The sequence below is a fragment of the Aerophototrophica crusticola genome (assembly GCF_012913305.1).
GTDB lineage: Bacteria > Pseudomonadota > Alphaproteobacteria > Azospirillales > Azospirillaceae > Niveispirillum > Niveispirillum crusticola.
Map to the genome: position 1 here is coordinate 2,337,174 of NZ_CP051775.1, position 22,528 is coordinate 2,359,701.

The 22,528-nt window shown below is 67.7% G+C and carries 34 protein-coding genes; 2 read left to right on the top strand and 32 right to left on the bottom strand.

All coding sequences use genetic code 11. From position 1 onward, the window contains the following. Positions 1–12: 12 nt before the first annotated feature. The 3 genes from HHL28_RS11395 to HHL28_RS11405 are packed head-to-tail and all read right to left on the bottom strand — an operon-like array spanning position 13 to position 4,290. Positions 13–1,617 (bottom strand): cisplatin damage response ATP-dependent DNA ligase, encoded by a 1,605-nt coding sequence (locus HHL28_RS11395; RefSeq protein WP_075771855.1) that lies wholly within the window; start codon positions 1,615–1,617, stop codon positions 13–15. Beyond that, positions 1,614–2,663 (bottom strand): ligase-associated DNA damage response exonuclease, encoded by a 1,050-nt coding sequence (locus HHL28_RS11400; protein WP_075771856.1) that lies wholly within the window; start codon positions 2,661–2,663, stop codon positions 1,614–1,616. Before HHL28_RS11400 ends, HHL28_RS11395 begins: the two co-directional genes overlap by 4 nt. Positions 2,664–2,721: 58 nt before the next feature. After that, positions 2,722–4,290: an AbgT family transporter gene (locus tag HHL28_RS11405; protein ID WP_075771857.1), complete on the bottom strand. Its 1,569-nt coding sequence runs from the start codon at positions 4,288–4,290 to the stop codon at positions 2,722–2,724. Between the two features lie 183 nt (positions 4,291–4,473). Between HHL28_RS11405 and HHL28_RS11410 the strand changes: the two genes are divergently transcribed. Further along, entirely contained in the window at positions 4,474–5,442 is a 969-nt protein-coding gene (locus HHL28_RS11410) for a pseudouridine-5'-phosphate glycosidase (protein WP_075771858.1), read from the top strand. A gap of 100 nt (positions 5,443–5,542) precedes the next feature. Here HHL28_RS11410 and HHL28_RS11415 read toward each other — a convergent pair whose 3' ends face one another. Further along, positions 5,543–6,955, bottom strand: a complete 1,413-nt coding sequence (locus HHL28_RS11415; protein WP_404325613.1) for a DegQ family serine endoprotease — start codon at positions 6,953–6,955, stop codon at positions 5,543–5,545. Positions 6,956–6,989: 34 nt separating this feature from the next. Continuing rightward, positions 6,990–7,226 carry a hypothetical protein gene (locus tag HHL28_RS11420; RefSeq protein ID WP_169655149.1) on the bottom strand — a complete coding sequence of 79 codons (237 nt, stop codon included), beginning with the start codon at positions 7,224–7,226 and terminating at the stop codon, positions 6,990–6,992. Between the two features lie 134 nt (positions 7,227–7,360). On the opposite strand from HHL28_RS11420, the gene HHL28_RS11425 reads away from it, so the two are divergent. Then, the gene (locus tag HHL28_RS11425; protein WP_075771861.1) at positions 7,361–7,558 is read left to right on the top strand and encodes a hypothetical protein; all 198 of its coding nucleotides are present in this window, start codon (positions 7,361–7,363) and stop codon (positions 7,556–7,558) included. Between the two features lie 414 nt (positions 7,559–7,972). On the opposite strand, the gene rplQ is transcribed toward HHL28_RS11425, so the two are convergent. From rplQ to rpsJ, 27 genes are all read right to left on the bottom strand, one after another. Further along, a complete protein-coding gene (rplQ, locus tag HHL28_RS11430) occupies positions 7,973–8,392 on the bottom strand; it encodes a 50S ribosomal protein L17 (RefSeq protein ID WP_075771862.1) in 420 nt (139 codons plus the stop codon). Between the two features lie 207 nt (positions 8,393–8,599). Further along, positions 8,600–9,616 (bottom strand): DNA-directed RNA polymerase subunit alpha, encoded by a 1,017-nt coding sequence (locus tag HHL28_RS11435; RefSeq protein WP_075771863.1) that lies wholly within the window; start codon positions 9,614–9,616, stop codon positions 8,600–8,602. 236 nt (positions 9,617–9,852) lie between these two features. Next, the gene (gene rpsK, locus HHL28_RS11440; RefSeq protein ID WP_075771864.1) at positions 9,853–10,251 is read right to left on the bottom strand and encodes a 30S ribosomal protein S11; all 399 of its coding nucleotides are present in this window, start codon (positions 10,249–10,251) and stop codon (positions 9,853–9,855) included. A gap of 15 nt (positions 10,252–10,266) precedes the next feature. Continuing rightward, positions 10,267–10,635, bottom strand: coding sequence for a 30S ribosomal protein S13 (gene rpsM, locus HHL28_RS11445; protein ID WP_075771865.1), 369 nt, complete (start codon positions 10,633–10,635; stop codon positions 10,267–10,269). 355 nt (positions 10,636–10,990) lie between these two features. Then, entirely contained in the window at positions 10,991–11,638 is a 648-nt protein-coding gene (locus HHL28_RS11450) for an adenylate kinase (RefSeq protein WP_075771866.1), read from the bottom strand. Beyond that, positions 11,635–12,978 (bottom strand): preprotein translocase subunit SecY, encoded by a 1,344-nt coding sequence (gene secY, locus HHL28_RS11455; RefSeq protein WP_075771867.1) that lies wholly within the window; start codon positions 12,976–12,978, stop codon positions 11,635–11,637. The genes HHL28_RS11450 and secY overlap by 4 nt, the downstream gene beginning before the upstream one ends. A 109-nt stretch (positions 12,979–13,087) precedes the next feature. Next, complete coding sequence (gene rplO, locus HHL28_RS11460; RefSeq protein ID WP_075771868.1) at positions 13,088–13,576, bottom strand: 50S ribosomal protein L15; 489 nt, start codon at positions 13,574–13,576, stop codon at positions 13,088–13,090. Positions 13,577–13,612: 36 nt separating this feature from the next. After that, positions 13,613–13,804 carry a 50S ribosomal protein L30 gene (rpmD, locus tag HHL28_RS11465; RefSeq protein WP_075771869.1) on the bottom strand — a complete coding sequence of 64 codons (192 nt, stop codon included), beginning with the start codon at positions 13,802–13,804 and terminating at the stop codon, positions 13,613–13,615. After that, positions 13,804–14,436 carry a 30S ribosomal protein S5 gene (gene rpsE, locus HHL28_RS11470; protein ID WP_075771870.1) on the bottom strand — a complete coding sequence of 211 codons (633 nt, stop codon included), beginning with the start codon at positions 14,434–14,436 and terminating at the stop codon, positions 13,804–13,806. Before rpsE ends, rpmD begins: the two co-directional genes overlap by 1 nt. Positions 14,437–14,446: 10 nt before the next feature. Beyond that, positions 14,447–14,809, bottom strand: coding sequence for a 50S ribosomal protein L18 (rplR, locus tag HHL28_RS11475; protein WP_075771871.1), 363 nt, complete (start codon positions 14,807–14,809; stop codon positions 14,447–14,449). A gap of 11 nt (positions 14,810–14,820) precedes the next feature. Next, the gene (rplF, locus tag HHL28_RS11480; protein WP_075771872.1) at positions 14,821–15,354 is read right to left on the bottom strand and encodes a 50S ribosomal protein L6; all 534 of its coding nucleotides are present in this window, start codon (positions 15,352–15,354) and stop codon (positions 14,821–14,823) included. A gap of 11 nt (positions 15,355–15,365) precedes the next feature. Then, positions 15,366–15,764 carry a 30S ribosomal protein S8 gene (gene rpsH, locus HHL28_RS11485; RefSeq protein ID WP_075771873.1) on the bottom strand — a complete coding sequence of 133 codons (399 nt, stop codon included), beginning with the start codon at positions 15,762–15,764 and terminating at the stop codon, positions 15,366–15,368. 12 nt (positions 15,765–15,776) lie between these two features. After that, positions 15,777–16,082, bottom strand: a complete 306-nt coding sequence (rpsN, locus tag HHL28_RS11490; RefSeq protein ID WP_075771874.1) for a 30S ribosomal protein S14 — start codon at positions 16,080–16,082, stop codon at positions 15,777–15,779. 16 nt (positions 16,083–16,098) lie between these two features. Then, on the bottom strand, positions 16,099–16,641 hold the full coding sequence (gene rplE / locus HHL28_RS11495; protein ID WP_075771875.1) for a 50S ribosomal protein L5: 543 nt from the start codon (positions 16,639–16,641) through the stop codon (positions 16,099–16,101). An 8-nt stretch (positions 16,642–16,649) separates the two neighbouring features. Next, positions 16,650–16,970, bottom strand: a complete 321-nt coding sequence (gene rplX / locus HHL28_RS11500; RefSeq protein WP_404326915.1) for a 50S ribosomal protein L24 — start codon at positions 16,968–16,970, stop codon at positions 16,650–16,652. After that, the gene (gene rplN / locus HHL28_RS11505) at positions 16,967–17,335 is read right to left on the bottom strand and encodes a 50S ribosomal protein L14 (RefSeq protein ID WP_075771877.1); all 369 of its coding nucleotides are present in this window, start codon (positions 17,333–17,335) and stop codon (positions 16,967–16,969) included. The genes rplX and rplN overlap by 4 nt, the downstream gene beginning before the upstream one ends. A gap of 12 nt (positions 17,336–17,347) precedes the next feature. Then, positions 17,348–17,605: a 30S ribosomal protein S17 gene (gene rpsQ / locus HHL28_RS11510; protein ID WP_075771878.1), complete on the bottom strand. Its 258-nt coding sequence runs from the start codon at positions 17,603–17,605 to the stop codon at positions 17,348–17,350. 13 nt (positions 17,606–17,618) lie between these two features. Next, positions 17,619–17,825 carry a 50S ribosomal protein L29 gene (rpmC, locus tag HHL28_RS11515; RefSeq protein ID WP_075771879.1) on the bottom strand — a complete coding sequence of 69 codons (207 nt, stop codon included), beginning with the start codon at positions 17,823–17,825 and terminating at the stop codon, positions 17,619–17,621. Continuing rightward, a complete protein-coding gene (gene rplP / locus HHL28_RS11520; RefSeq protein ID WP_075771880.1) occupies positions 17,822–18,247 on the bottom strand; it encodes a 50S ribosomal protein L16 in 426 nt (141 codons plus the stop codon). The genes rpmC and rplP overlap by 4 nt, the downstream gene beginning before the upstream one ends. 41 nt (positions 18,248–18,288) lie before the next feature. Next, positions 18,289–18,966 (bottom strand): 30S ribosomal protein S3, encoded by a 678-nt coding sequence (gene rpsC, locus HHL28_RS11525; RefSeq protein WP_075771881.1) that lies wholly within the window; start codon positions 18,964–18,966, stop codon positions 18,289–18,291. Next, positions 18,966–19,364, bottom strand: a complete 399-nt coding sequence (rplV, locus tag HHL28_RS11530; RefSeq protein WP_075771882.1) for a 50S ribosomal protein L22 — start codon at positions 19,362–19,364, stop codon at positions 18,966–18,968. Before rplV ends, rpsC begins: the two co-directional genes overlap by 1 nt. A 2-nt stretch (positions 19,365–19,366) precedes the next feature. After that, positions 19,367–19,645, bottom strand: a complete 279-nt coding sequence (gene rpsS / locus HHL28_RS11535; RefSeq protein WP_075771883.1) for a 30S ribosomal protein S19 — start codon at positions 19,643–19,645, stop codon at positions 19,367–19,369. Positions 19,646–19,657: 12 nt separating this feature from the next. Beyond that, complete coding sequence (gene rplB / locus HHL28_RS11540; protein ID WP_075771884.1) at positions 19,658–20,482, bottom strand: 50S ribosomal protein L2; 825 nt, start codon at positions 20,480–20,482, stop codon at positions 19,658–19,660. A gap of 10 nt (positions 20,483–20,492) precedes the next feature. Then, a complete protein-coding gene (locus HHL28_RS11545) occupies positions 20,493–20,810 on the bottom strand; it encodes a 50S ribosomal protein L23 (RefSeq protein ID WP_075771885.1) in 318 nt (105 codons plus the stop codon). After that, on the bottom strand, positions 20,807–21,427 hold the full coding sequence (rplD, locus tag HHL28_RS11550; RefSeq protein WP_075771886.1) for a 50S ribosomal protein L4: 621 nt from the start codon (positions 21,425–21,427) through the stop codon (positions 20,807–20,809). Before rplD ends, HHL28_RS11545 begins: the two co-directional genes overlap by 4 nt. Positions 21,428–21,432: 5 nt before the next feature. Beyond that, on the bottom strand, positions 21,433–22,137 hold the full coding sequence (gene rplC / locus HHL28_RS11555; protein WP_075771887.1) for a 50S ribosomal protein L3: 705 nt from the start codon (positions 22,135–22,137) through the stop codon (positions 21,433–21,435). 61 nt (positions 22,138–22,198) lie between these two features. Next, entirely contained in the window at positions 22,199–22,507 is a 309-nt protein-coding gene (rpsJ, locus tag HHL28_RS11560; protein WP_075771888.1) for a 30S ribosomal protein S10, read from the bottom strand. Between the last annotated feature and the right edge of the window lie 21 nt (positions 22,508–22,528).

Consider the following 22,528-nt stretch of genomic DNA (forward strand, 5'->3'; position numbering starts at 1 on the left):
GATAGGGGACCGTCACTCCACGATCATCGCCTCCAGCGTGGCCAGCCGGTCGGCCTCCGCCGCGGGCTTGTCCCAGCGGACGCGGTGGACGCGGGGGAAGCGCATGGCGACGCCGCTCTTGTGCCGGGTGGAGCGGTGGACGCTGTCGAAGGCCACCTCCAGCACCAGGCCCGGCGGCACCTCCCGCACGGGGCCGTAGCGGCGCACCGTGTTGTTGCGGATCCAGCGGTCCAGGCGGACCAGCTCCTCGTCCGTGTAGCCGCTATAGCATTTGCCCACGGGCACCAGCTCCCCCCCGTTTTCGGGGTCGCCGGTCCAGGCGCCGAAGGTGAAGTCGCCGTAGTAGCTGGCGCGCTTGCCGTGGCCGCGCTGGGCGTACATCACCACCACGTCCAGGGTCAGCGGCCCGCGCTTCCACTTGAACCAGGGCCCTTTGGGCCGGCCGGAGACATAGGTGCTGTCCGCCCGCTTCAGCATCAGCCCCTCGATGGCGTTGTCGCGGGCACCGGCCCGCAGCGCTGCCAGCTCCTCCCACGTCTCGAAGGGGACCATGGGGGACAGGTCCATGGCGGGGGGCCGGGTGCGGGCGTACCAGTCCTCCAGCCGCTGGCGGCGGGCGTCGAAGGGCAAGGCCCGCAGATCCTCGTCGCCGTCGAACAGGATGTCGTAAAGCCGGATGTGGGCCGGATACTCCTTGACCAGCTTGGGCGTCACCTGCTTGCGGTTCAGGCGCTGCTGCAGGTCGTTGAAGGGCCGCACCTCCCCGTCGCGGACCACCAGCAGCTCCCCGTCCAGCACCGCGTCGAAGGCCAGCCGTTCCACCACGTCGGGGAAGGCGGCGCCCACCTCCTCCCCGGTGCGGCTGTACAGGCGGCTCTCGCCCAGGGTGCGGGCGACCACCTGGACCCGGATGCCGTCCCACTTCCACTCCGCCCTATAGGCGGCGGGGTCCAGGCCGGCGATGTCCTCATCCTCCAGCGGCTGGGCCAGCATGGTGGGGCGATAGCCGCCGGTGGCCGCCACGGTGGGCTTGGGGCCGGCACCCGACAGCCAGCCGAACAGGTCCAGGTAGGGGGCGCGCAGGCCGTGCCACAGCTCCTCGATCTCATCCACGCTGGCCTGGACGCCGTTGCCCCCGGCCCATTCCGCCAGGGAGGTCTTGGCCAGGCGGGCGGAGGCGCCGACGCGCAAACTGCCGGTGATCAGCTTCAGCAAGGCATAGCGCCCGTCGCTGTCCAGCGCGTCCAGCCAGCCCTCCAGCAGGGCCGGCACCTCCGACCGCTTGGCACTGGTCAGGCCGTGGACCACCTCCGACAGGGGCGGCGGGGGCGTGTTGGTGCCGGGGCGGGCCGGCCAGATCAGGGCCGCCGTCTCCGCCGTGTCGCCGACGAAGTCATATGACCAGCCATAGAGCACCGGGTCCACCCGGGTCATCACCAGGTTGCGCACGATGGCCGGCTTGGCCGCGCCGAAGGTCAGGCTGCCGGTCAGCGCCGCCAGCGCCCAGCCCCGCTCCGGGTCCGGCGTGGTCTGCCAATAGTCGGTAAGCAGGCGGATCTTGCCGTTGCGGGCTGGCGTGAACACCAGCGCGTCCATCAGGGCGGCGAAGCGGTTCACGTATCCTCCTCCTCGAACCCCACCAGGTGCAGGGGTCGCGCCCGGAAGCCCTGGCCCGTGGCCCAGTGGACCAGCGCCTCCTCCCGCCCGTGGGTGACCCAGACCTCCGGCGCCTGCACGTCCATCAGGGTCTGGCACAGCTCGTCCCAGTCGCAATGGTCGGAGATGACCAGCGGCAGCTCCACGCCCTTCTGCCGGGCCCGCTGCCGCACCCGCATCCAGCCCGAGGCATAGGCCACCACCGGGTCGGGCATCCGGCGGCTCCACTTGTCCTGGACGGCGGAGGGGGTGGAGAGGACGATCTGGCCCTTGAGGTCCTCCTTCGACGCGCCAGTGGCGGGGCGCAGCTCGCCCAAGGGCACGCCGTGCCGCTCATACAGCTCGCACAGGGGGATCAGGGCGCCGTGCAGCCAGAGGGGCCTGTCCCACCCGGCCTCCCGCAGCAGGGCGATGACCCGCTGCGCCTTGCCCAGGGCATAGGCGCCGACGATGTGGGAGCGGTCGGGGTACAGGGCGACGGAGTGGAGCAGCTTCGCCACCTCGTCCTCCGCCGGCGGGTGGCGGAAGACGGGCAGCCCGAAGGTGGCCTCCGTCACGAAGGCGTCGCAGGGCACCGGCTCGAACGGGGCGCAGGTGGGATCACGGCGGCGCTTGTAGTCGCCGGACACGACGACCCGGCTGCCCCGCCACTCCACCACCACCTGGGCGCTGCCCAGCACATGGCCGGCGGGGACCAGGGTGACCGTCACCTCCCCCACCGTCAGGGGCCGGCCGTAGGGCAAGGGCTGCTTGTGGGTTCCGCTCCCCTCCCCCAGCCGGCTTTCCATGATGGCCAGGGTCTCCGGCGTGGCCAGCACGTGGGTGTGGCCGCCGCGGGCGTGGTCGCTGTGGCCGTGGGTGATGACGGCGCGGTCCACGCCGCGGACCGGGTCGATGTGGAAGCCCCCGGGCTCCACCCACAGCCCACCCCCGCGCTCCACGGCGCAGGGGTAGACCCAGGTTTCCGGCAAGGGGGCTTTCAGGGCGGGGGCTGCGAGGTCGGTCATGCTTCCCAGGATATGGTTCCTGGAGGCAACGCGACCAGCCGTCAGCCGGGTCCCGTCGTCAGCCTCCCGCGGGCGGCGCGATACCCGGAACGGGGATGCTGGCGCTCACCCCCGGCCCCAGGGGAAGGTCCAGCAGGTACCAGACGCTGAACAGGGCGGTGGAGCTGATGCCGAACCAGACCGAGTAGGGCAGCATGGTGGCCACCAGCGAGCCGATGCCGAAGCTGGGCACATAGCGCTGGCACATGATCAGGATCAGCGGGAAGTAGGGCAGCAGCGGGGTGATCGGGTTGGTGAAGGCGTCACCCACACGATAGGCGGCCTGGGTCGCCTCCGGGCTGATGCCGACGCCCATCAGCATGGGCACCATCACGGGGGCCAGGATGGCCCACTTGGCCGACGCGCTGCCGATCAGGATGTTGATCATGGAGCCGACGAGGATAAGCGCCAGCAGCAGCGGCAGCCCGTCGATCCCCGCGGCGCGCAGGAAGGCGGCGCCGTTGATGGCCAGGATGGTGCCCAGGTTGGACCAGCCGAACAGGGCGATGAAGATGGAGGCGGCGAAGGCCAGAACCAGGTAGCCGCCCATGTCCGACATGCTCTTGCCCATCATGCCCACCACGTCCTTGTCGGACCGGATGGTGCGGGCGCCGACGCCATAGGCGATGCCGCAGAGCAGGAAGACGACGAACAGCAGGGTGACGATGCTGCCGAAGAAGGGCGCCAGCGGGTTGTTGGCGTTCTTCGGGTCGCGCAGGACGCCATCCTCCGGCAGCACCAGCCACAGGATCACGGCGACGCTGGCCAGCACCACCAGACCCGCCGCCCTCAGGCCACGACGCTCCAGCGCCTTCTGCTCGGCCGTGGGCTCATCCACCGCGCCTCCGGGGATGTCGGTCCCCAGGGGGGCGGAGGCCCAGAGGCGGGGCTCGATGATGCGGTCGGTGACGATGGCGCCCACGATGGTGAACAGGGGAACGAAGGCCATCATCAGGAAATAGTTGGCCGTGGGGGCCACCACGTAATTCGGGTCATAGAGCTGGGCCGCCGCGGTGCTGATGCCGCCCAGCAGCGGGTCCAGGCTGGTGACCAGCAGGTTGGCGCTGAACCCGCCGGCCACGCCGGCGAAGGCCGCGGCCAGGCCCGCGATGGGGTGGCGGCCGATGGAATGGAACAGGGCCGCGGCCAGGGGCGTGAGCACCACATAGCCGGCGTCCGCCGCCAGGCTGGCCTGGACGCCGGCGAAGACCACCGTCAGGGTCAGCAGGCGCGACGGCACGGCGCGCACCAGGGCCGCCAGGCTGACGCCGATCAGGCCCGCCCGCTCCGCCACGCCCACGCCCAGCATGACCACCAGCACCACGCCCAGCGGGTGGAAGCTGGTGAAGATGGTCGGCAGCTCCGTGAAGAAGCGCCGGATGTTGGCCGGGTCCGCCAGGCTGACGGCGGTGATCTCCTTGCCCGTGCCCGGGTGGACGGCGCTGGTGCCCAGGGAGGCGAAGAGCAGCGACAGCATCACCACGATGGCGATGGCGATCAGGAACAGGGTGGCCGGGTCCGGCAACCGGTTACCCGCCCGCTCGATCCCGGCAAGGATACGCTCGCCGAAGCCCTGACTTGTCCCCATTCCCAAACCCCCGCCCGTTGTTCGTATCGTTCCTGATGGAACCGTTGCGCCCTTCGTGCCAAGGCGGACGCCGCTTGGCAAGGGCCGGTCTGATCCAGGGTGCGATCACCCTACCCGACCTGTGGGTTGCGCCCGCCCCGCGGCACGGGCATTCTCGCGCCCGATCCCCGGGAGAGACAGGCCATGCACGACTTCCTTTCCATCCATCCGGCCGTCGCGGCGGCGCTGCGGGCGAACCAGCCGGTGGTGGCGCTGGAATCGACCTTGATCAGCCACGGCCTGCCCCACCCCGCCAATGTGGAGACGGCGCTGGCGCTGGAAGCGGCCGTGCGGGCGGCCGGGGCCCTGCCGGCCACCGTGGCCGTGCTGGACGGGCGCATCCGCGTCGGCCTGGAGGCGGAGGATCTGGAGCGGCTGGCCCAGCCGGGGGTGCGCAAGGTCAGCCGCCGCGACCTGCCCCTGGTGCTTGCCAGCGGCGCCGACGGGGCCACGACGGTGGCCGCCACCATGATCGCCGCGGAACTGGCCGGCATCTCCGTCTTCGCCACGGGCGGCATCGGCGGGGTGCACCGGGGTGTGGAGACGACCCTGGACATCTCCGCCGACCTGGAGGAGCTGTCACAGACCGACGTGGCCGTGGTCTGCGCCGGGGCCAAGGCCATCCTGGATTTGCAGAAGACCCTGGAATATCTGGAGACCAAGGGCGTGCCGGTGATCGGCTTCGGCACCGACCGTTTCCCCGCCTTCTATACCGCCAGCCTGCCGCTGCCCGTGGACGGGCGGGTGGACAGCGCCGACGACGCGGCCCGCATGCTGCGCGCCAAGTGGCAGTTGGGCCTGAAGGGCGGCGTGGTCATCGGCGTGCCCATCCCGGAGGAAGCCGCCCTGGACGCCGAGGCGGTGGAAGCCGCCATCCGCCAGGCGGTGGATGAGGCCGAGAACCAGGGCGTGCGCGGCAAGGAGCTGACGCCCTTCCTGCTGAAGCGGCTGGAGGAACTGACCGGCGGCGCCAGCCTGGCCGCCAACCGGGCCCTGCTGCTGAACAACGCCCGCGTGGCGGGGCAGATCGCCGTGGCCTATGCCCGCCAGAAGGCGGAGATGGCCCTGCCGAGGAAGGTCACCGCCCCGAACAAGCGCCCGCCGGGGTACTGAGCGGCGCAGGGCATCGTAGGTCGGGGTGACCACCGGGAACCCCGACATTCACGAGCGCCGTTGGTCGTCGGGGTTCGCATGCGCTCACCCCGACCTAGGGTCAGCCCCCCACCGTCGTGGTCAGCGTCTGGTCGCCGCGGCGGATGCTGATGGTCCAACGGCGCGCGCCCTCCCGCAGGGTGGACAGCAGGTCCTGCACCCGGCCGATCTCCGTGTCGTTCACCCGCAACACGATGTCCCCCGGCCGGAAGCCGAGGGAGGCGGCGGGGGTGCCGCGCTGGACATTCAGGATCACCACCCCCTCCCCCGCCCCGTTGAAGCGGATTTCCTCCACCAGGGCCGGGTTCAGGTTCGCCACCTCTGCCCCGCTCAAGGGCGTGCGGCCGGGGATCGTGGTCTGCTGGCGGGGCGGGTCCTCCGGCGGGCCGATCAGCCGCAGGGAAAGCTGCTGCTCCCGCCCCTGGCGCAGCACGGTCAGGCTGGCCGTGCCGCCGATGGGCAGGGTCGCCACCCGGTAGCGCAGGCTGTCAGGGTCGTCCACCGGGCGGCCATTCACCGCCGTCACCACGTCGCCCACCCGCAGGCCCGCCTGGGCCGCGGGGCCGCCTGGCTTCACTTGGTTGACCAGCACGCCTGCCGGGCGGGTCAGGCCCAGGCTGTTGGCGATGTCGCCCGTCACCGTCTGCCCGGCCGCGCCGATCCAGGGCCGCACCAGCTTGCCGCCGGTACCCGCCGCCTCGATCACCGTGCGGACCATGTTGGCGGGGATGGCGAAGCCGATTCCGATGCTGCCGCCGGAGCGGCTGAAGATGGCGGTGTTGATGCCCACCAGCCGCCCGTCCATGGCGACAAGCGCCCCGCCTGAATTGCCGGGGTTGATGGCGGCATCCGTCTGGATGAAGAAATTGTAGTCGGAGATGCCCACCGCCGTGCGCGCCACGGCGCTGACGATACCGCTGGTGACGGTCTGGCCCACGCCGAACGGGTTGCCGATGGCCAGCACCAGGTCGCCCACCTGCATGTCGTCCGAATCGTGGAACTCCAGGAAGGGCAGCCGCTCCCGGCCCGGGTCGATGCGTAGGACCGCCAGGTCCACCCGGTCGTCGGTGCTGACCAGCTTGGCCGGGAACTCCCGCCGGTCGGCCAGGACCACGGTGATCTCGTCCGCGTCCTTGATCACGTGGGCATTGGTGACGATCAGCCCGTCCGCCGCCAGGATGACGCCGGAACCCAGGGACTGCTCCACCCGCTCCCGCGGGATGCCGCCGGTCACGTCGCCGAAGAACCGACGGAACAGCGGGTCCTCCAGCAGGGGGGAGACGCGCTGCTGCACCACCCGCCGGCTGTAGATGTTCACCACGGCCGGTGCCGCCCGCTTCACCAGGGGGGCGTAGGACAGGGTGATCTGCTCCCGGCTGTCCGGCACGGTGCGCTGGGCCGAAGCCGGGGCGGCGGGCAGGATGAGGAGCGCCAGGGCAAGCGCGGCGGGGAGGGTCGGGCGACGGATCAGCATGGTGGGATCGGGCATCGACGACGGCGGGGGAGGATCAACGGCAGCCGGCCTGGCAGGCCTGCAACTCCGCCTGGCAAGTGCGGCCCATGCCATAGGTGGTGTTGCCGTCCTGGGCGGAGCGCTGGTCGCCGCAGATATCGTTCTGCCGCGCGCACTGCGCAAGGCAGGCCTTGCGGGGGTCCAGCACCCGCTCCTGCCCTTCCCGCTTGGCAGGTGGCGCCATGCAGCCGGCGAGCATCAGTAGGGCGAGGGAGGCGGCAAAGGCTTTCATGGCGGACATCCGGGTTGCGGGCGTGGCGGGCATCCTATCCCCCCGGCCCGGCAAGGCAAGGCGGCAATCGACCGGAACCCACACGCCCCCTTCCGGGTTGCATGCCGTGACGCAATTGACGGAGAGCGACGGCGATGACAGAGACAGGCGGTTCGGACTGGTACTACATGGTGGCCATCGTCCTGGGGCCCATCCTGTTCATCGCGGTGATGGCCTATGCCGTCATGCGCTCGGCCAAGGGACGCAAAGGCCGTTCCGCCCCGCCCGGCGGGACCCCGGCCCCGGACCCGCGGGAGGCCGGCTCCAACACGGTCACGCCACGGGAGCGCTGATCCCCGCCAGCATTCACCGACATAGCCGAAGCCCTTCCGCCACCCAGGCGAGAGGGCGTATGTGATTTCACAATCCCGCTTTTCCTAATTGCGTAGTCCGCACTAGAAAGAGAAACGGCGGGCCGGGGATTGGCCCCGAACCCGCCGCATAAGGGAGAACTGGCATGACGCAAATGCCGTTTCTCCTGGTGTTCCGGCTCCCGGTGTGGCGCCGGCGTGTGATCCACGTCGTCATCACCCTGGGCCGGGCCTAGGAGCCGGGCGGGTCGGGTCTAGACCCCCGGCCCGCCTTGCCCTGCAAAGATAGGCTGAAACACCGGCCTGTGCAAACCCTTCACACTGGCCCAAACGGAAACCGCGCCCGCGGCGGGTGCCGGGGCGCGGTCCGTTACCTCAGGAGGTTCGGTGGATGCCTCAGGCCTCCTCCGACTCCTCCTTCACCTCGACCGGGCCGCTGTCCTGGCCCTTGGCCGTGACATCGCGGTCCACCAGCTCGATGATGCCCATGGGGGCGGCGTCGCCGTAGCGGAAGCCGGCCTTCAGGACGCGGGTGTAGCCGCCGGGACGGCCCTTGTAGCGCTCAGCCAGGGTGGTGAACAGCTTGTCCACCATGGCGTGGTCCCGCAGCTCGGCATAGGCGAGGCGCTTGTTGGCGATGCCGCCCTTCTTGCCGAGGGTGATCAGCTTCTCGACGATCGGCCGCAGGTCCTTGGCCTTCGGCAGGGTCGTCTTGATCTGCTCATGCTTGATCAGCGCGTTGGCCATGTTGGAGAACATGGCCAGGCGGTGGGAGGTGGTGCGATTGAACTTGCGACCGGCGTAACCGTGACGCATGGCGTTGCTCCTTCATGGCTTGGCCCCCCGTGGGGAGCCGATGGTATTCCCCGCACGCCCTGTCGGGCCGGTACGGCGGGGGTGGGCTGGATGCCCGGGGTAAGCGGGTGACCTGGGTGTCGGGCTTCGCTTCGCTCAGCGCCGACCTACCGCAATGACGCCGTAGGTCGGTGCCGAGGCAGGGCCGAGGCCCGACGGCACGGGTGCTCAGTACGGCTCCTCGAGGCGCTTCGCCAGCTCCTCGATGTTCTCCGGCGGCCAGTTCGGAATCTCCATCCCGAGGTGCAGGCCCATCTGCGCCAGCACTTCCTTGATCTCGTTCAAGGACTTGCGGCCGAAGTTCGGGGTACGGAGCATCTCCGCCTCCGTCTTCTGCACCAGGTCGCCGATATAGACGATGTTGTCGTTCTTCAGGCAGTTGGCGGAACGGACGGACAGCTCCAGCTCGTCCACCTTGCGCAGCAGGTTCTTGTTGAAGGGGATCTCGTCCGCCTTCGTCTCCGCGACCGCGGCCTGCGGCTCCTCGAAGTTGATGAACATCTGCAGCTGGTCCTGCAGGATGCGGGCGGCGATGGCCACCGCGTCCTCCGGGGTGACCGCGCCGTTGGTCTCCACGTTCAGGGACAGCTTGTCATAGTCGGTGGTCTGGCCGACGCGGGTGTTCTCCACCTTGTAGGCGACCTTGCGCACCGGGCTGTAGATGGCGTCCACCGGGATAAGGCCGATGGGGGCATCCTCGGGCCGGTTCTGGCTGGCCGGGACGTAGCCCTTCCCGCTATGGACCGTCAGCTCCATGTTCAGCCGAGCGCCGGCGTCCAGGGTGCAGATCAGGTGGTCGGGGTCCAGAACCTCGATGTCGGCGCCGGTTTCGATCATGCCGGCGGTGACCTCGCAGGGGCCCTCGGCGCGCAGCCGCATGCGGCGCGGGCCCTCGGCCCCCATCTTCAGCGCCATCGCCTTGATGTTCAGGACGATGTCGGTCACGTCCTCACGGACGCCGGGGATGGAGGAGAATTCGTGCAGCACGCCGTCGATGTGGATGGCGGTGACGGCGGCACCCTGCAGGGAGGACAGCAGCACGCGGCGCAGGGCGTTGCCGAGCGTCAGGCCGAAGCCGCGCTCCAACGGGCCGGCGACGATGGTCGCCTCACGCCGCGAATTGTCGCCGGGAGTGATGTCGAGCTTGTTGGGCTTCTCGAGCGCCTGCCAGTTCTTCTGGATCAAGGAAGTAGCCTCTTGCCATCGGGTCAAAGATCACACCGGCCCCCACTCCACCCCAATGCTGGGCTGCCGCGATGGCGGGCGGCAGCCTGTCCCGGGGTGGCGGGGAACCGGTGTGGGTTCTGTCTTGCCCAGTACCAGGTTTCCTGGACCTGGGCAAACCGCGCCGACTGGCGCGGCGGCGGCACGTGCCGCCGGGCGAGGCCCCGGAGGGCCTCGCCGTTGTCAATGAAGCAGGATCAGACGCGACGCTTCTTCGGCGGGCGGACGCCGTTGTGCGGGATCGGCGTCACGTCGCGGATGGAGGTGATCTGGAAGCCGACGGCCTGCAGGGCGCGCAGCGCGGACTCGCGCCCCGAACCCGGGCCCTTCACCTCAACCTCCAGGGTCTTCATCCCGTGCTCCTGGGCCTTGCGGCCCGCGTCCTCGGCCGCGACCTGGGCGGCGTAGGGCGTGGACTTGCGGGAGCCCTTGAAGCCCATGGTCCCGGAGGACGACCAGGCAATGGTGTTGCCCTGGGCGTCCGTGATCGTGATCATGGTGTTGTTGAAGGTGGCGTTCACGTGGGCGACGCCGGCGGTGATGTTCTTGCGCTCGCGGCGACGCAGGCGCGCGGCGTTGGCGTTCGGCTTGGCCATGGTCGGGTCCCTACCTTACTTCTTCTTGCCGGCAATCGGCTTGGCGGGACCCTTGCGGGTGCGCGCGTTGGTGTGGGTGCGCTGGCCGCGCACCGGCAGGTTCCGGCGGTGACGCAGGCCGCGGTAGCAGGCCATGTCCATGAGCCGCTTGATGTTCATGGCGACTTGGCGACGCAGGTCACCCTCGACGCGGTAGTCGGCGTCGATGACCTCACGGATGCGCAGGACCTCTTCGTCGGTCAACTGGTGCACCCGGCGCTCGGTCGGGATGCCGACCTTGGCGCAGATGTCCTTGGCGAACTTCGGCCCGATGCCGTGGATGTACTGAAGGGCGATCTCCACCCGCTTCGCGGTGGGGATATTGACGCCAGCGATACGCGCCACGCGTTCTCTCCATGTCATGCCCGCCGGGATGTCCCGGACGGTGCGATCTTCGTCCACGCCCTGCCTGCCGGTCCCGGCTCCCGTGGCGGGGAGGTCGGGCGGCTTCAGGGCATCTCATCCGAAGAAATCCTGGTACTGGTACCGGATCTCCAAATGCATGTACGACCGCAGCCGCCCCATGCGCCTGAGCACCTGGGAGACCGAGGCCGGACCTGCTCAACCCCTTCCGGGATCAAGGGCGCGGAGTATAGCCACGCGCGCCCCGGCGTCAAGGCCGAACCTCATGCGCGTGCCCCAAAGCAGAAGGGCCGGCCCAACCGGACCGGCCCTTCCATCCACTTACGTCCGGAAGGCGTCAGGCCTTCAGGATCGCCTCGATCTGGCTGGTGACCTCATCAATCTCCGCCATGCCGTCCACCTGCTTCAGCACACCCCGGCCCGCATAATAGGGCAGGATCGGTGCCGTCTGCTTATGGTAGGCGTCCAGGCGCTTGGTCACCGTCTCGGCATTGTCGTCGGCGCGACGGCTGAACTCCGTGCTGCCGCAATTGTCGCAGACGCCATCCTTGGCCGGGCGCTTGAACGTCTCATGATAGCCGGCGCCGCACTTGGCGCAGGTGAAGCGGCCGGTGATGCGCTCCGTCAGGGCGGCGTCGTCCACCTTCATCTCGATGACGTGGTCGAGCTTAAGGCCCTTCTGCTCCAGCATCCGGTCCAGCGCCTCCGCCTGCACCACGGTGCGGGGGAAACCGTCCAGGATGAAGCCGGGCTTGCAGTCCGGCTCATCGATCCGGTTGGAGATCATCTCGATCATGACCTCGTCGGGCACGAGCTGCCCGGCCTTCATGATCGCGTCGGCCTTCTGGCCCAGGGGGCTGCCCCCCTTCACCAGGGCGCGCAGCATGTCACCGGTGGACAGCTGCACCATGCCATAGGCCTTCTCCAGCCGCTGCGCCTGGGTGCCCTTACCCGCGCCTGGCGGCCCCAACAGGATCAAGTTCATCCGCGTCTCCCCCGTAGCTTGGCCTTCTTGATAAGCCCTTCATACTGGTGCGCCAAGAGGTGCGAGTGTATCTGCGCCACTGTGTCCATGGTCACGGTGACCATGATCAGCAGCGACGTGCCACCAAAGTAGAAGAGCGCCCCGTACTCCGCGATGAGGAACTCGGGCAAAAGGCAGACCACGGTGAGGTAGGCGGCGCCGATCACGGTCAGCCGCGTAAGCACAAAGTCCAAGTAGTCGGCGGTGTTCTTGCCTGGGCGGATGCCCGGGATGAAGCCGCCATACTTCTTCAGGTTGTCGGCCGTCTCCGTCGGGTTGAAGACGATGGCCGTGTAGAAGAAGCAGAAGAAGATGATCAGGGCCGCGTACAGGATCATGTACAGCGGCGTGCCGTGGGCCAGGTAGCTGCTGATGGTGGTCAGCCATTCCGGCCCGCCCTGGCCGGAGAAGTTCACCATCGTCAACGGCAGCAACAGAAGCGAGCTGGCGAAGATCGGCGGGATCACGCCTGACGTGTTCAGCTTCAGCGGCAGGTGCGACGCCTCGCCGCCGAACTGCCGGTTGCCGACCTGGCGCTTCGGGTACTGCACGATCAGCCGGCGCTGGGCGCGCTCAAAGAACACGATGAAGAAGATGATGCCGATGGCCATCACAATCAGCAGGATGATGAACCAGGTGCTCATGGCCCCGGTGCGGCCAAGCTCCAGGATCTGGGCAATGGCCTTCGGGAACGCCGCCACGATGCCGGCGAAGATGATCAACGAGATGCCGTTGCCCACGCCCCGGGCGGTGATCTGCTCACCCAGCCACATCAGGAACATGGTGCCGCCAACCATGGTGATGACCGTGCTGATCCGGAAGAACCAGCCGGGCTCGATCACCACCCCTCCCCCTTGCGCGTTCATGCCCTCCAGCCCGATGGCGAGGCCGTAGGACTGCACCAGGGCGAGGGCGACGGTCAGGTAGCGGGTGTACTGGTTCAGCCGCTTGCGGCCAGACTCGCCTTCCTTCTTCAGCGTCTCCAGCGTCGGCGAGACAGCCGTCATCAGCTGGATGATGATGGACGCTGAGATGTACGGCATGATGTTGAGCGCGAAGATGCTCATGCGCTCGACCGCGCCGCCGGCCAGCATGTTGAACATGCCCAGGATGCCGCCCGAGCTGCCGGCGAAGATCTGCGCGAAAGCCGCGCCGTCGATGCCGGGGAGCGGGATATAGGTGCCAAGCCGATAAACGATAAGCGCACCCAGGGTGAACCAGATGCGCTTCTTGAGTTCCGTTGCCTTCGCGAAGGCGCCGAAATTGATGTTTGCGGCAAGCTGCTCGGCGGCTGATGCCATGGCCGGTAATCCTTGGTCGCCTAACGGCGTTCGTCGTGCGTGAAAAGGGACAAACCAAATAAGGGGAGGCCGGCGCCTGAGGACAAGCGCCGGCCCCGAAAACTACCGCTTACTCGGCGGCGGCCGCGTCGGCCTTCGGCGCGGTCACGGTGACCTTGCCGCCGGCCTTCTCCACCGCCGCGATGGCGGCGGCGGAAGCGCCGGCCACCTCGAAGGTGAGGGCGGCGCTGATCTCGCCCTTGTTCAGCAGGCGGACGCCGTCACGGGAAGCGCGCACCAGGCGGGCGTTGACCAGAACCTCGGCGGTGATCACCTCGGTGATCCCCAGGCGACCATCGTCGATGGCCTTCTGGATGGAACCGACATTGATGACCGCGTAGTCCTTGGCGAACTGCACGTTGGAGAAGCCGCGCTTCGGCAGGCGCCGATGCAGCGGCATCTGGCCGCCCTCGAAGCCCTTGATGGAGACGCCGGAACGGGACTTCTGGCCCTTCACGCCACGGCCACCGGTCTTGCCCTTGCCGGACCCGATGCCGCGACCGACCCGGGTCCGCGACTTGCGGGCGCCGGGATTGTCACTGAGCTGGTTGAGCTTCATGGTCTTGATCCTTCAAGCCGTATCGGGCCGGCCCCCTCAGGAGGCCGACTCGACGCGCACGAGGTGCTGAACCTTGGCGATCATGCCACGCACGGCCGGGGTATCCTCCAGCTCGCGCGTCCGGTTCAGCTTGTTGAGGCCCAGGCCGATCAGCGTCTCACGCTGGTCGTGGCGGCGGCCGATGGGGCTGCCGATCTGGGTGACGACGACGGTCTTCTTCTCGGCCATCACGCAGCCTCCTTGCCCTCACCGGCGGCGGTCTCCCGCTTGCCGAGGATGTCGCTCACGCGACGGCCGCGGCGGGCGGCGACGGCGCGCGGGCTGACGCACTTCTGCAGGGCGTCAAAGGTCGCCTTGATCATGTTGTGCGGGTTGGAGGTGCCGACCGACTTGGTCACCACGTCCGCCACGCCCAACGCCTCGAAGATGGCGCGCATCGGGCCGCCGGCGATGATGCCGGTACCCGCCGGGGCCGCACGGAGCAGCACCCGCCCGGCGCCGAAGTGGCCGTGCACGTCGTGGTGCAGCGTCCGGCCCTCGCGCAGGGGCACGCGGATCATGGAGCGCTTGGCCTGGTCGGTGGCCTTGCGGATGGCCTCCGGGACCTCGCGGGCCTTGCCGGCGCCGACGCCGACGCGGCCCTTGGCGTCACCCACCACGACCAGGGCGGCGAAGCCGAAGCGACGGCCACCCTTCACCACCTTGGCGACGCGGTTGATGCCGACCAGCTTCTCTACCAGGTCGTCGCCTTCCCGGTCCTCACGCCGATCGCGGTTATCACCCCGGTCGCGGCGTTCGCCGCGGTCCCGGTTGCGACGCTCACCCTCACCGCCGGCGCCGCTGTTCTCATTACGAGCCATGGTACACCCCTTAGAACTGCAGGCCGGCTTCACGCGCGGCGTCGGCCAAGGCCTTCACGCGGCCGTGGAACAGGTACTGGCCGCGGTCGAACACGACCGAGGTCACGCCCTTGCCCACCGCGCGCTCGGCGATCAGCTTGCCGACCGCCTTCGCCGCCTCGATGTCGGCCCCGGTCTTCAGGGCCTCGCGGAGGTCCTTCTCGAGGGTCGAGGCAGCGGCCAGGGTGTGCCCGGCCGCGTCGTCGATGATCTGCGCATAGATGTGCTGGGAGGACCGGAAGACCGACAGGCGGGGACGACCGCTGCCGAACTTCCGGATCCGGGTACGAACGCGCTGCTTGCGCCTCGCGTTGAGATCCTTCTGCTTGCTCATGGTCGCCTGCCTTACTTCTTCTTGCCTTCTTTGCGGACGATCACCTCGTTCTCGTACTTCACGCCCTTGCCCTTGTAGGGCTCGGGACCGCGGTACGCGCGGATCTCCGCGGCCACCTGGCCGACCTTCTGCTTGTCGAAGCCGCTGACCGAGATGCTGGTCGGCTTGTCGCACTTGATCGTGATGCCCGAGGGGATCGGGTACTTCACGTCATGGCTGAAGCCGAGGTTCAGCACCAGGTCATTGCCCTGGACCATCGCCTTGTAGCCGACGCCGTTGATCTCGAGGTTCTTGGTGAACCCCTTGTCAACGCCGGTGACCAGGTTGAAGACGTTGGTCCGGGCCGTGGCCCAGTTCTCACGGGCAAGCTTGCCCTCGTTGCGCGGCTTCACGACGACCTTGCCGTCCTGGAGCTCGGCCGCGATGTCCTCGATGAGGGTCAGGCTGAGCTGGCCCAGCTTGCCCTTGGCGGTGAGGGTCTGGCCGGTGACCTGGACGGTCACCCCGGCCGGGACCGGCACCGGATGCTTTCCGATACGCGACATGGCCGTGCTCCTTAGAACACCTTGCAGAGGACCTCGCCGCCGACATTGGCAGCGCGGGCCTCAGTGTCCGACATGACGCCGCGGGGCGTCGACAGGATCGCGATGCCGAGGCCGTTGTAGACCCGCGGCAGGTCGGCGATCTTCGAATAGATCCGGCGGCCCGGCTTGGAGACCCGGTGGATCTCCTTAATCACCGGCTCACCCTCGTGGTACTTCAGCTCGATGCGCAGGTTGCGCACACCGGGGCGGACGTCCTCGAGGTCGTAACCGCGGATGTAGCCTTCACGCTTCAGCACTTCCAGCACGTTGGTGCGGAGCTTGGACGCCGGGCTCAGGACGACCGATTGACGGGCTTTCTGACCGTTACGGATACGGGTCAGCATATCGCCCAGGGGATCGCTCAGGTTCATACCCGACCCTCCTTACCAGCTGGACTTGGTCATGCCGGGGATCTGGCCGTTGCTGGCCAGGTCACGCAGCGTGACGCGCGAGAGACGGAACTTGCGGTAGTAGGCGCGGGGGCGCCCCGTCATCTCGCACCGGTTCCGGATACGGACCTTGCTGCCATTGCGGGGCAGTTCGGCCAGCTTGAGGACAGCCTGGAAACGCTCCTCGGGCGGCAGCGTGCGGTTCCGCACGATCGCCTTCAGCTTCGCCCGCTTCTCAGCCTGCTGCGCGGACATCTGAGTCCGGCGCTTGTTCTTCTCGACGGCGCTCTTCTTAGCCATGATCGGTTCCCGCCCCTCAGCCGACGAACGGCATTTCGAAGTGCTTCAAGAGGGCCTTGGCCTCCTTGTCGCTCTTCGCGGTGGTCACGAAGATGATGTCCATCCCCCGGATCTCGTCGATCTTGTCGTAATCGATCTCCGGGAAGATGATCTGCTCCTTCAGACCCATGGCGTAGTTCCCACGGCCATCGAAGCTGTTGCCCGGGATGCCACGGAAGTCGCGGACGCGGGGCAGCGCGATAGTGACCAGGCGGTCCAGGAACTCGTACATGCGTTCGCGGCGCAGGGTCACCTTGCAGCCGATCGGCATGCCCTCACGCAGCTTGAACTGCGCGATGGACTTGCGGGCCTTCGTGACCACGGGCTTCTGGCCGGTGATGGCGGTCAGCTCGGCGACGGCGGCATTGATCTTCTTGCCGTCGCCGGCGGCTTCGCCGACGCCCATGTTGATGACGATCTTTTCCAGGCGCGGCACCTGCATGTCGTTGGCGTAGTTGAACTCCGCCTTCATCTTGCCGCGGATCTCGGCGTCGTAACGCTCTTTCAGTCGGGCAGCCATGGAGGGCCTCACCTGTCGATCACTTCGCCGGACGCCTTGGCAAACCGCACCTTGCGGCCGTCCTCGAGCGTCTTGAAGCCGACGCGGGTCGGCTTGTTGGTCTTCGGGTCGATGTGCGCCACGTTGGACACGTGCAGCGCAGCCTCGATCTCCACGATGCCGCCCTGCTGCATCGGCGTCTGGCGCTGGTGCTTCTTCACCAGGTTGACGCCCCGGACCTTCACCCGGTTGGCCTCAGGGAACACCTCGATGACCTCGCCCGTCTTGCCCTTGTCCTTGCCGGCGATGACGATGACGCGGTCATTCTTCTTGATCTTCGCAGCCATCAGAGCACCTCCGGCGCCAGCGAGATGATCTTCATGAACTTCTTGCCGCGCAGCTCACGGGTCACCGGCCCGAAGATGCGGGTACCGATCGGCTCGCCCTGCTTGTTGATCAGCACGGCGGCGTTGCGGTCGAAGCGGATGATGGAGCCGTCCTCACGACGGATCTCCTTGGCGGTGCGGACGATGACGGCGCGATGCACGTCACCCTTCTTCACGCGGCCCCGCGGAATGGCCTCCTTGATCGAGACGACGATGACGTCGCCGATCGTGGCGAACTTCCGCATGGAGCCGCCCAGCACCTTGATGCACTGCACCCGGCGCGCGCCGCTGTTGTCCGCGACCTCCAGGTTGGTTTGCATCTGGATCATGGGATGCGTTCCTTATTCAGCGGATGCAGCCGGAGCGGCTGCTTCGATGACGACAGTCCAGCGCTTCCGCTTCGAGATCGGACGGCACTCCTCGATCTGGACAGTGTCCCCGATCTTGAAAGTGTTGTTCTCGTCGTGGGCAGCGTACTTCTTGGACTGCTTGATGAACTTCTTATAGACGGGGTGCATGACGCGGCGCTCGACCAAGACGGTGACCGTCTTGTCTTCCTTGTCACTCACCACCGTGCCCTGCAGGATGCGACGGGGCATCTGACTCCCCCACTCAGGACGCGGGCGAAGCGGTCGCCCGCTCGCCCAGGATGGTCTTGATGCGGGCGATGTCGCGCCGCACCTCACGGACCCGCGCCGTGTTCTCCAGCTGGCCGGAGGCCTTCTGGAAACGCAGGTTGAACTGCTCCTTCTTGAGCTGGAGGAGCTGATCGTTCAGCTCGTCCACGCTCTTCACGCGAAGGTCGGTAGCCTTCGTCATGCCTCACCCCCTTCACCCAGACGGGTGACCATGCGCGTCTTGATCGGCAGCTTGGCAGCCGCCAGCTCGAAGGCGCGGGTGGCCAGCTCGGCCGGGACGCCATCGACCTCGAACATGATGCGACCGGGCGCCACGCGGGCCGCCCAGAATTCCGGCGAGCCCTTACCGGAGCCCATGCGGACCTCGGCCGGCTTGCTGGAGACCGGCAGGTCCGGGAAAATCCGGATCCAGACGCGGCCCTGGCGCTTCAGGTGGCGGGTGATGGCGCGACGGGCAGACTCGATCTGACGCGCGGTGATGCGCATCGGCTCCAGCGCCTTCAGGCCGAAGGCGCCGAAATTCAGGTCGGTGCCGCCCTTGGAGGCGCCGTGGATACGGCCCTTGTGCGCCTTGCGATACTTGGTTCGCTTCGGACTCAGCATGGCTAATTGCCTTCTCTATCCCTGCTAGTATCCGGCGGATGTCAGCGGACCGGCGCCTGGTCCCCGGCGCGCTTGTCCTGCGCCATGGGGTCGTGCGCCAGGATCTCGCCCTTGAACACCCACACCTTCACGCCGCAGGTGCCGTAGGTGGTCTTGGCGGTGGCCGTGCCGTAGTCGATGTCCGCACGCAGCGTGTGCAGCGGAACCCGGCCCTCACGGTACCACTCGAGCCGCGCGATCTCAGCGCCACCCAGGCGGCCGCCGCAGTTGATGCGGATGCCCTGGGCGCCGAGGCGCATCGCGGACTGCACGGCGCGCTTCATGGCGCGCCGGAAGGCCACGCGGCGCTCCAGCTGGCTGGCGATGTTCTCGGCGATCAGGCGGGCGTCCAGCTCCGGCTTGCGGATCTCGACGATGTTGAGGTTGACCTCACCACCCGCCATCTTGCCCAGCTCGCCGCGGAGCTTCTCGATGTCGGCGCCCTTCTTGCCGATCACCACGCCCGGGCGGGCGGTGTGGATCGTCACGCGGGCCTTCTTCGCCGGACGCTCGATCACCACGCGGGACACGCCGGCCGCCTGCAGCTTGCCGTGCAGGTACTTGCGCAGCTTCAGGTCCTTGTGCAGCAGGTCCGCATAGTCCTTGCCAGCGAACCAGCGGCTGTCCCAGGTCCGGTTGATGCCCAGGCGCAGGCCGATCGGATTGACTTTCTGACCCATTACTCCGCGGCCTCCCCGGCCTGTTCCTCAGCGCGCTCGCGCACGATCACCGTGAGGTTGCTGAACAGCTTCTCGACGCGGGCGCCACGGCCGCGGGCGCGGGCGTGGAAACGCTTCATCGTGAGGGCCTTGCCCACGCTGGCATGGCTGACGACCAGGCGGTCGACGTCCAGCTGGTGGTTGTTCTCGGCGTTGGCGATCGCGGACTGCAGCACCTTCTTCACTTCGCCGGCGACGCGGCGGCGGGAGAATGTGAGCAACGCGAGGGCTTCACCAGCGGTCTTTCCGCGGATCAGCTGCGCAACCAGGTTCAGCTTGCGCGGCGTCGAGCGGATCATCCCGCCGAACGCCATGGCCTCAGTCTCGCTGAGGCGCCGCTCTGCAGCAGGCTTTCCCATGATTACTTCCTCTTCGCCTTCTTGTCGGCCGCATGGCCGTAGAACGTCCGCGTCGGCGAGAACTCCCCGAACTTGTGACCGATCATGTTCTCGGTCACGAGCACGGGCAGGAACTTCTGGCCGTTGTAGACGCCAAAGGTCAGGCCGACGAACTGGGGCAGGATCGTAGAGCGACGCGACCAGATCTTGATGATCTCATTGCGACCGGAGGCGCGCGCCTTGTCTGCCTTCTTCAACAGGTAGCCGTCAACGAACGGCCCCTTCCACACGGAACGGGTCACGGCACCGCCTCCTTACTTCGAGCGACGGCGGATAATGAACTTATCCGTCGCCTTGTTCTGACGCGTCTTCTTGCCCTTGGTGGGCTTGCCCCACGGGGTGACCGGGTGACGGCCACCGGACGTGCGACCCTCACCACCACCGTGCGGGTGGTCGATGGGGTTCATCGCCACGCCGCGGACGGCGGGGCGACGGCCCAGCCAGCGGTTACGACCGGCCTTGCCGATCACCACGTTGGCCTGGTCCGGGTTGGACACGGCGCCGATGGTGGCCATGCACTCGCCGCGCACGACGCGCAGCTCGCCGGACGGCAGCTTCAGCTGGGCATAGCCCTGGTCGCGGCCGACGATCTGGAGGTAGGTGCCCGCGGCCCGCGCCAGCTGGCCGCCCTTGCCCGGCTTCATCTCCACATTGTGCACGATCGTGCCAACGGGGATGTTCCGCAGCGGCATGGCGTTGCCGGGCTTCACGTCCACCTTCTCGCCCGACACCACCACGTCGCCGGCCTTGAGCCGCTGCGGCGCGATGATGTAGGCCAGCATCCCGTCCTCGTACTTGACGAGGGCGATGAACGCCGTCCGGTTCGGGTCGTACTCCAGCCGCTCCACCGTGGCCGGCATGTCGAAACGCCGACGCTTGAAGTCGATGATGCGGTACACGCGCTTGTGCCCGCCGCCCATGCGGCGGGCGGTGATGCGACCGGTGTTGTTGCGACCGCCGGTGCCGATCAGGCCCTCGGTCAGCATCTTCACCGGCTTGCCCTTGTACAGCTCCGAGCGGTCGACCAGCACAAGCTGGCGCTGGCTCGGCGTAATGGGCCGGAATGTCTTCAGTGCCATCGCCTTACCCTCACACGCCCGTCGTCACGTCGATGGAGCTGCCTTCGGCGAGCGTGACCACGGCCTTCTTCCAGTCGGACCGGATGGCCGTGACGCCCTTGAAGCGCTTCGTCTTGCCCTTGACCACCTGGGTGTTCACGGCCGTGACCTTGACCTTGAACAGGCCCTCGACGGCGGCCTTGATCTCCGGCTTCGTCGCGTCCAGGGGCACCTTGAAGGTGACCTTGTTGTGCTCCGAACCCCGGGTGGACTTCTCGGTGATGACCGGCGCGACGATCAGGTCGTACATGCGCTCGGCGGACACCGTCGGCTTCTTGGTCGTGCTCATTTCAGGCGAGCCTCCAGCTGCTCGACCGCGTTGCGGGTCAGCACCAGGGTGTCCCGACGCAGGATGTCATAGACGTTGGCGCCCTGCTCCGGCAGCACGTCGACCAGCGGGATGTTGCGCGCGGCCAGGACGAACTTCTCGTCCAGGTTCGCACCATCGATGATCAGCACGGAGGTGAGGTTCAGGGCCTTGAACTGGGCGGCCAGGGCCTTGGTCTTGTGCGTCTCGGCCGTGGCGGCGTCGAGCACCAGGAGCTTGCCCTCGGCGACCTTCGTGGACAGGGCCGTCTTCAGCGCCAGCTTGCGGACCTTCTTGGTCAGGTCGTGGGCGTGGCTGCGCACGACCGGCCCGAAGATCCGGGCGCCGCCGCGGAACTGCGGCGAGCGGAGCGAACCCTGGCGGGCCCGGCCGGTACCCTTCTGGCGCCACGGCTTCTTCGTGGTGCCGGAGATCTCGGAGATGCCCTTGGTCTTGTGCGTGCCGGCGCGGCGCTTGGCCAGCTGCCACTGGACCATCCGGTGCAGGATGTCGGTGCGCAGCGGAAGGCCGAAGACCTCATCGGAGAGCTCGATCTCGCCGACGGTCTCGTTCTTCAGGTTGATGACGTTCGTCTTCATGGTGCTCAGCCCTCCTGCGCCGCAGGAGCCTCGGCCGGGGCGCGGAACGCACCCGGGAAGGGCACGCCGTCCGGCAGCTTCTTCTTCACCGCGTCCTTGACCAGGACCCAGTTGCCGTCATGGCCGGGGATCGCGCCCTTCACCAGGATCAGGCCGCGCTCGGCGTCGACCGACACGATCTTCAGGTTCTGGACGGTGACCGTCTCGACGCCCAGCTGGCCAGGCATCTTCTTGTTCTTGAAGGTCTTGCCCGGATCCTGGCGGCCACCGGTCGAACCGATGGAGCGGTGCGACACGGACACGCCGTGGGTCGCGCGCAGGCCGCCGAAGTTCCAGCGCTTCATGCCGCCGGCATAGCCCTTACCGATGGTCGTGCCCTGCACGTCCACGTACTGGCCCGGGACGAAGTGGTCGGCCGTCAGCTCGGCGCCCACCTCGATGAGGTTCTTCGGGTCCACACGGAACTCGACGAGCTTCTTCTTGGGCTCGACCTTGGCGCGCGCGTACATCTCGCGCTGGGCCTTGGCGACGTTCTTCACCTTCGCCTTGCCGGTGCCGAGCTGCAGGGCGGTATACCCGTCACGCTCCTCGGTCCGCTGGGCAACGACCTGGACAGAGTCCAGTTTCAGCACAGTCACCGGCACGCTCTCGCCCGCATCTGTGAAGACGCGGGTCATGCCGACCTTCTGCGCGATCAATCCGGATCGCATACTTGGCATCTCCTCACTCGGGACATCCTCAGGGGGAGAGGTCCCGTACTACACAAAGAAGTTAGATCTTGATCTCGACGTCGACGCCGGCGGCCAGGTCGAGCTTCATCAGGGCGTCCACGGTCTGCGGCGTCGGGTCGACGATGTCCAGCAGGCGCTTGTGGGTCCGGATCTCGAACTGCTCGCGTGACTTCTTGTCGATGTGCGGGCTGCGGTTGACCGTGAACTTCTCGATCTGCGTCGGAAGCGGGATCGGGCCGCGCACCCGGGCACCGGTCCGCTTGGCGGTGTTGACGATCTCGCTGGTGCTCTGGTCGAGCACGCGATGGTCGAACGCCTTCAGGCGAATCCGGATATTCTGGTTGTCCATGAGCTTAACCCCGAAAAAGAG

Excerpts from the sequence above, each read along its gene's own strand:
- HHL28_RS11545 (WP_075771885.1), bottom strand. The coding sequence starts at position 20,810 with ATGAGCACGACCAAGAAGCCGACGGTGTCCGCCGAGCGCATGTACGAC.
- HHL28_RS11450 (WP_075771866.1), bottom strand. The coding sequence starts at position 11,638 with ATGAACTTGATCCTGTTGGGGCCGCCAGGCGCGGGTAAGGGCACCCAG.
- rpsQ (WP_075771878.1), bottom strand. The coding sequence starts at position 17,605 with ATGCCCCGTCGCATCCTGCAGGGCACGGTGGTGAGTGACAAGGAAGAC.
- rplB (WP_075771884.1), bottom strand. The coding sequence starts at position 20,482 with ATGGCACTGAAGACATTCCGGCCCATTACGCCGAGCCAGCGCCAGCTT.
- rpmC (WP_075771879.1), bottom strand. The coding sequence starts at position 17,825 with ATGACGAAGGCTACCGACCTTCGCGTGAAGAGCGTGGACGAGCTGAAC.
- secY (WP_075771867.1), bottom strand. The coding sequence starts at position 12,978 with ATGGCATCAGCCGCCGAGCAGCTTGCCGCAAACATCAATTTCGGCGCC.
- rplR (WP_075771871.1), bottom strand. The coding sequence starts at position 14,809 with ATGAGCAAGCAGAAGGATCTCAACGCGAGGCGCAAGCAGCGCGTTCGT.
- rplV (WP_075771882.1), bottom strand. The coding sequence starts at position 19,364 with ATGGGAAAGCCTGCTGCAGAGCGGCGCCTCAGCGAGACTGAGGCCATG.
- rplQ (WP_075771862.1), bottom strand. The coding sequence starts at position 8,392 with ATGCGTCACGGTTACGCCGGTCGCAAGTTCAATCGCACCACCTCCCAC.
- rpsH (WP_075771873.1), bottom strand. The coding sequence starts at position 15,764 with ATGAACCTGAGCGATCCCCTGGGCGATATGCTGACCCGTATCCGTAAC.
- rpsC (WP_075771881.1), bottom strand. The coding sequence starts at position 18,966 with ATGGGTCAGAAAGTCAATCCGATCGGCCTGCGCCTGGGCATCAACCGG.
- rplP (WP_075771880.1), bottom strand. The coding sequence starts at position 18,247 with ATGCTGAGTCCGAAGCGAACCAAGTATCGCAAGGCGCACAAGGGCCGT.
- rpmD (WP_075771869.1), bottom strand. The coding sequence starts at position 13,804 with ATGGCCGAGAAGAAGACCGTCGTCGTCACCCAGATCGGCAGCCCCATC.
- rplC (WP_075771887.1), bottom strand. The coding sequence starts at position 22,137 with ATGCGATCCGGATTGATCGCGCAGAAGGTCGGCATGACCCGCGTCTTC.
- rplE (WP_075771875.1), bottom strand. The coding sequence starts at position 16,641 with ATGGCTGCCCGACTGAAAGAGCGTTACGACGCCGAGATCCGCGGCAAG.
- rpsE (WP_075771870.1), bottom strand. The coding sequence starts at position 14,436 with ATGGCTCGTAATGAGAACAGCGGCGCCGGCGGTGAGGGTGAGCGTCGC.
- rplO (WP_075771868.1), bottom strand. The coding sequence starts at position 13,576 with ATGAAGCTCAACCAGCTCAGTGACAATCCCGGCGCCCGCAAGTCGCGG.
- HHL28_RS11410 (WP_075771858.1), top strand. The coding sequence starts at position 4,474 with ATGCACGACTTCCTTTCCATCCATCCGGCCGTCGCGGCGGCGCTGCGG.
- rpsK (WP_075771864.1), bottom strand. The coding sequence starts at position 10,251 with ATGGCCAAGCCGAACGCCAACGCCGCGCGCCTGCGTCGCCGCGAGCGC.
- rpsJ (WP_075771888.1), bottom strand. The coding sequence starts at position 22,507 with ATGGACAACCAGAATATCCGGATTCGCCTGAAGGCGTTCGACCATCGC.
- rpsN (WP_075771874.1), bottom strand. The coding sequence starts at position 16,082 with ATGGCTAAGAAGAGCGCCGTCGAGAAGAACAAGCGCCGGACTCAGATG.
- HHL28_RS11405 (WP_075771857.1), bottom strand. The coding sequence starts at position 4,290 with ATGGGGACAAGTCAGGGCTTCGGCGAGCGTATCCTTGCCGGGATCGAG.
- HHL28_RS11425 (WP_075771861.1), top strand. The coding sequence starts at position 7,361 with ATGACAGAGACAGGCGGTTCGGACTGGTACTACATGGTGGCCATCGTC.
- HHL28_RS11415 (WP_404325613.1), bottom strand. The coding sequence starts at position 6,955 with ATGCTGATCCGTCGCCCGACCCTCCCCGCCGCGCTTGCCCTGGCGCTC.
- HHL28_RS11420 (WP_169655149.1), bottom strand. The coding sequence starts at position 7,226 with ATGAAAGCCTTTGCCGCCTCCCTCGCCCTACTGATGCTCGCCGGCTGC.
- rplN (WP_075771877.1), bottom strand. The coding sequence starts at position 17,335 with ATGATCCAGATGCAAACCAACCTGGAGGTCGCGGACAACAGCGGCGCG.
- HHL28_RS11400 (WP_075771856.1), bottom strand. The coding sequence starts at position 2,663 with ATGACCGACCTCGCAGCCCCCGCCCTGAAAGCCCCCTTGCCGGAAACC.
- rplD (WP_075771886.1), bottom strand. The coding sequence starts at position 21,427 with ATGAAGACGAACGTCATCAACCTGAAGAACGAGACCGTCGGCGAGATC.
- rplF (WP_075771872.1), bottom strand. The coding sequence starts at position 15,354 with ATGTCGCGTATCGGAAAGCATCCGGTGCCGGTCCCGGCCGGGGTGACC.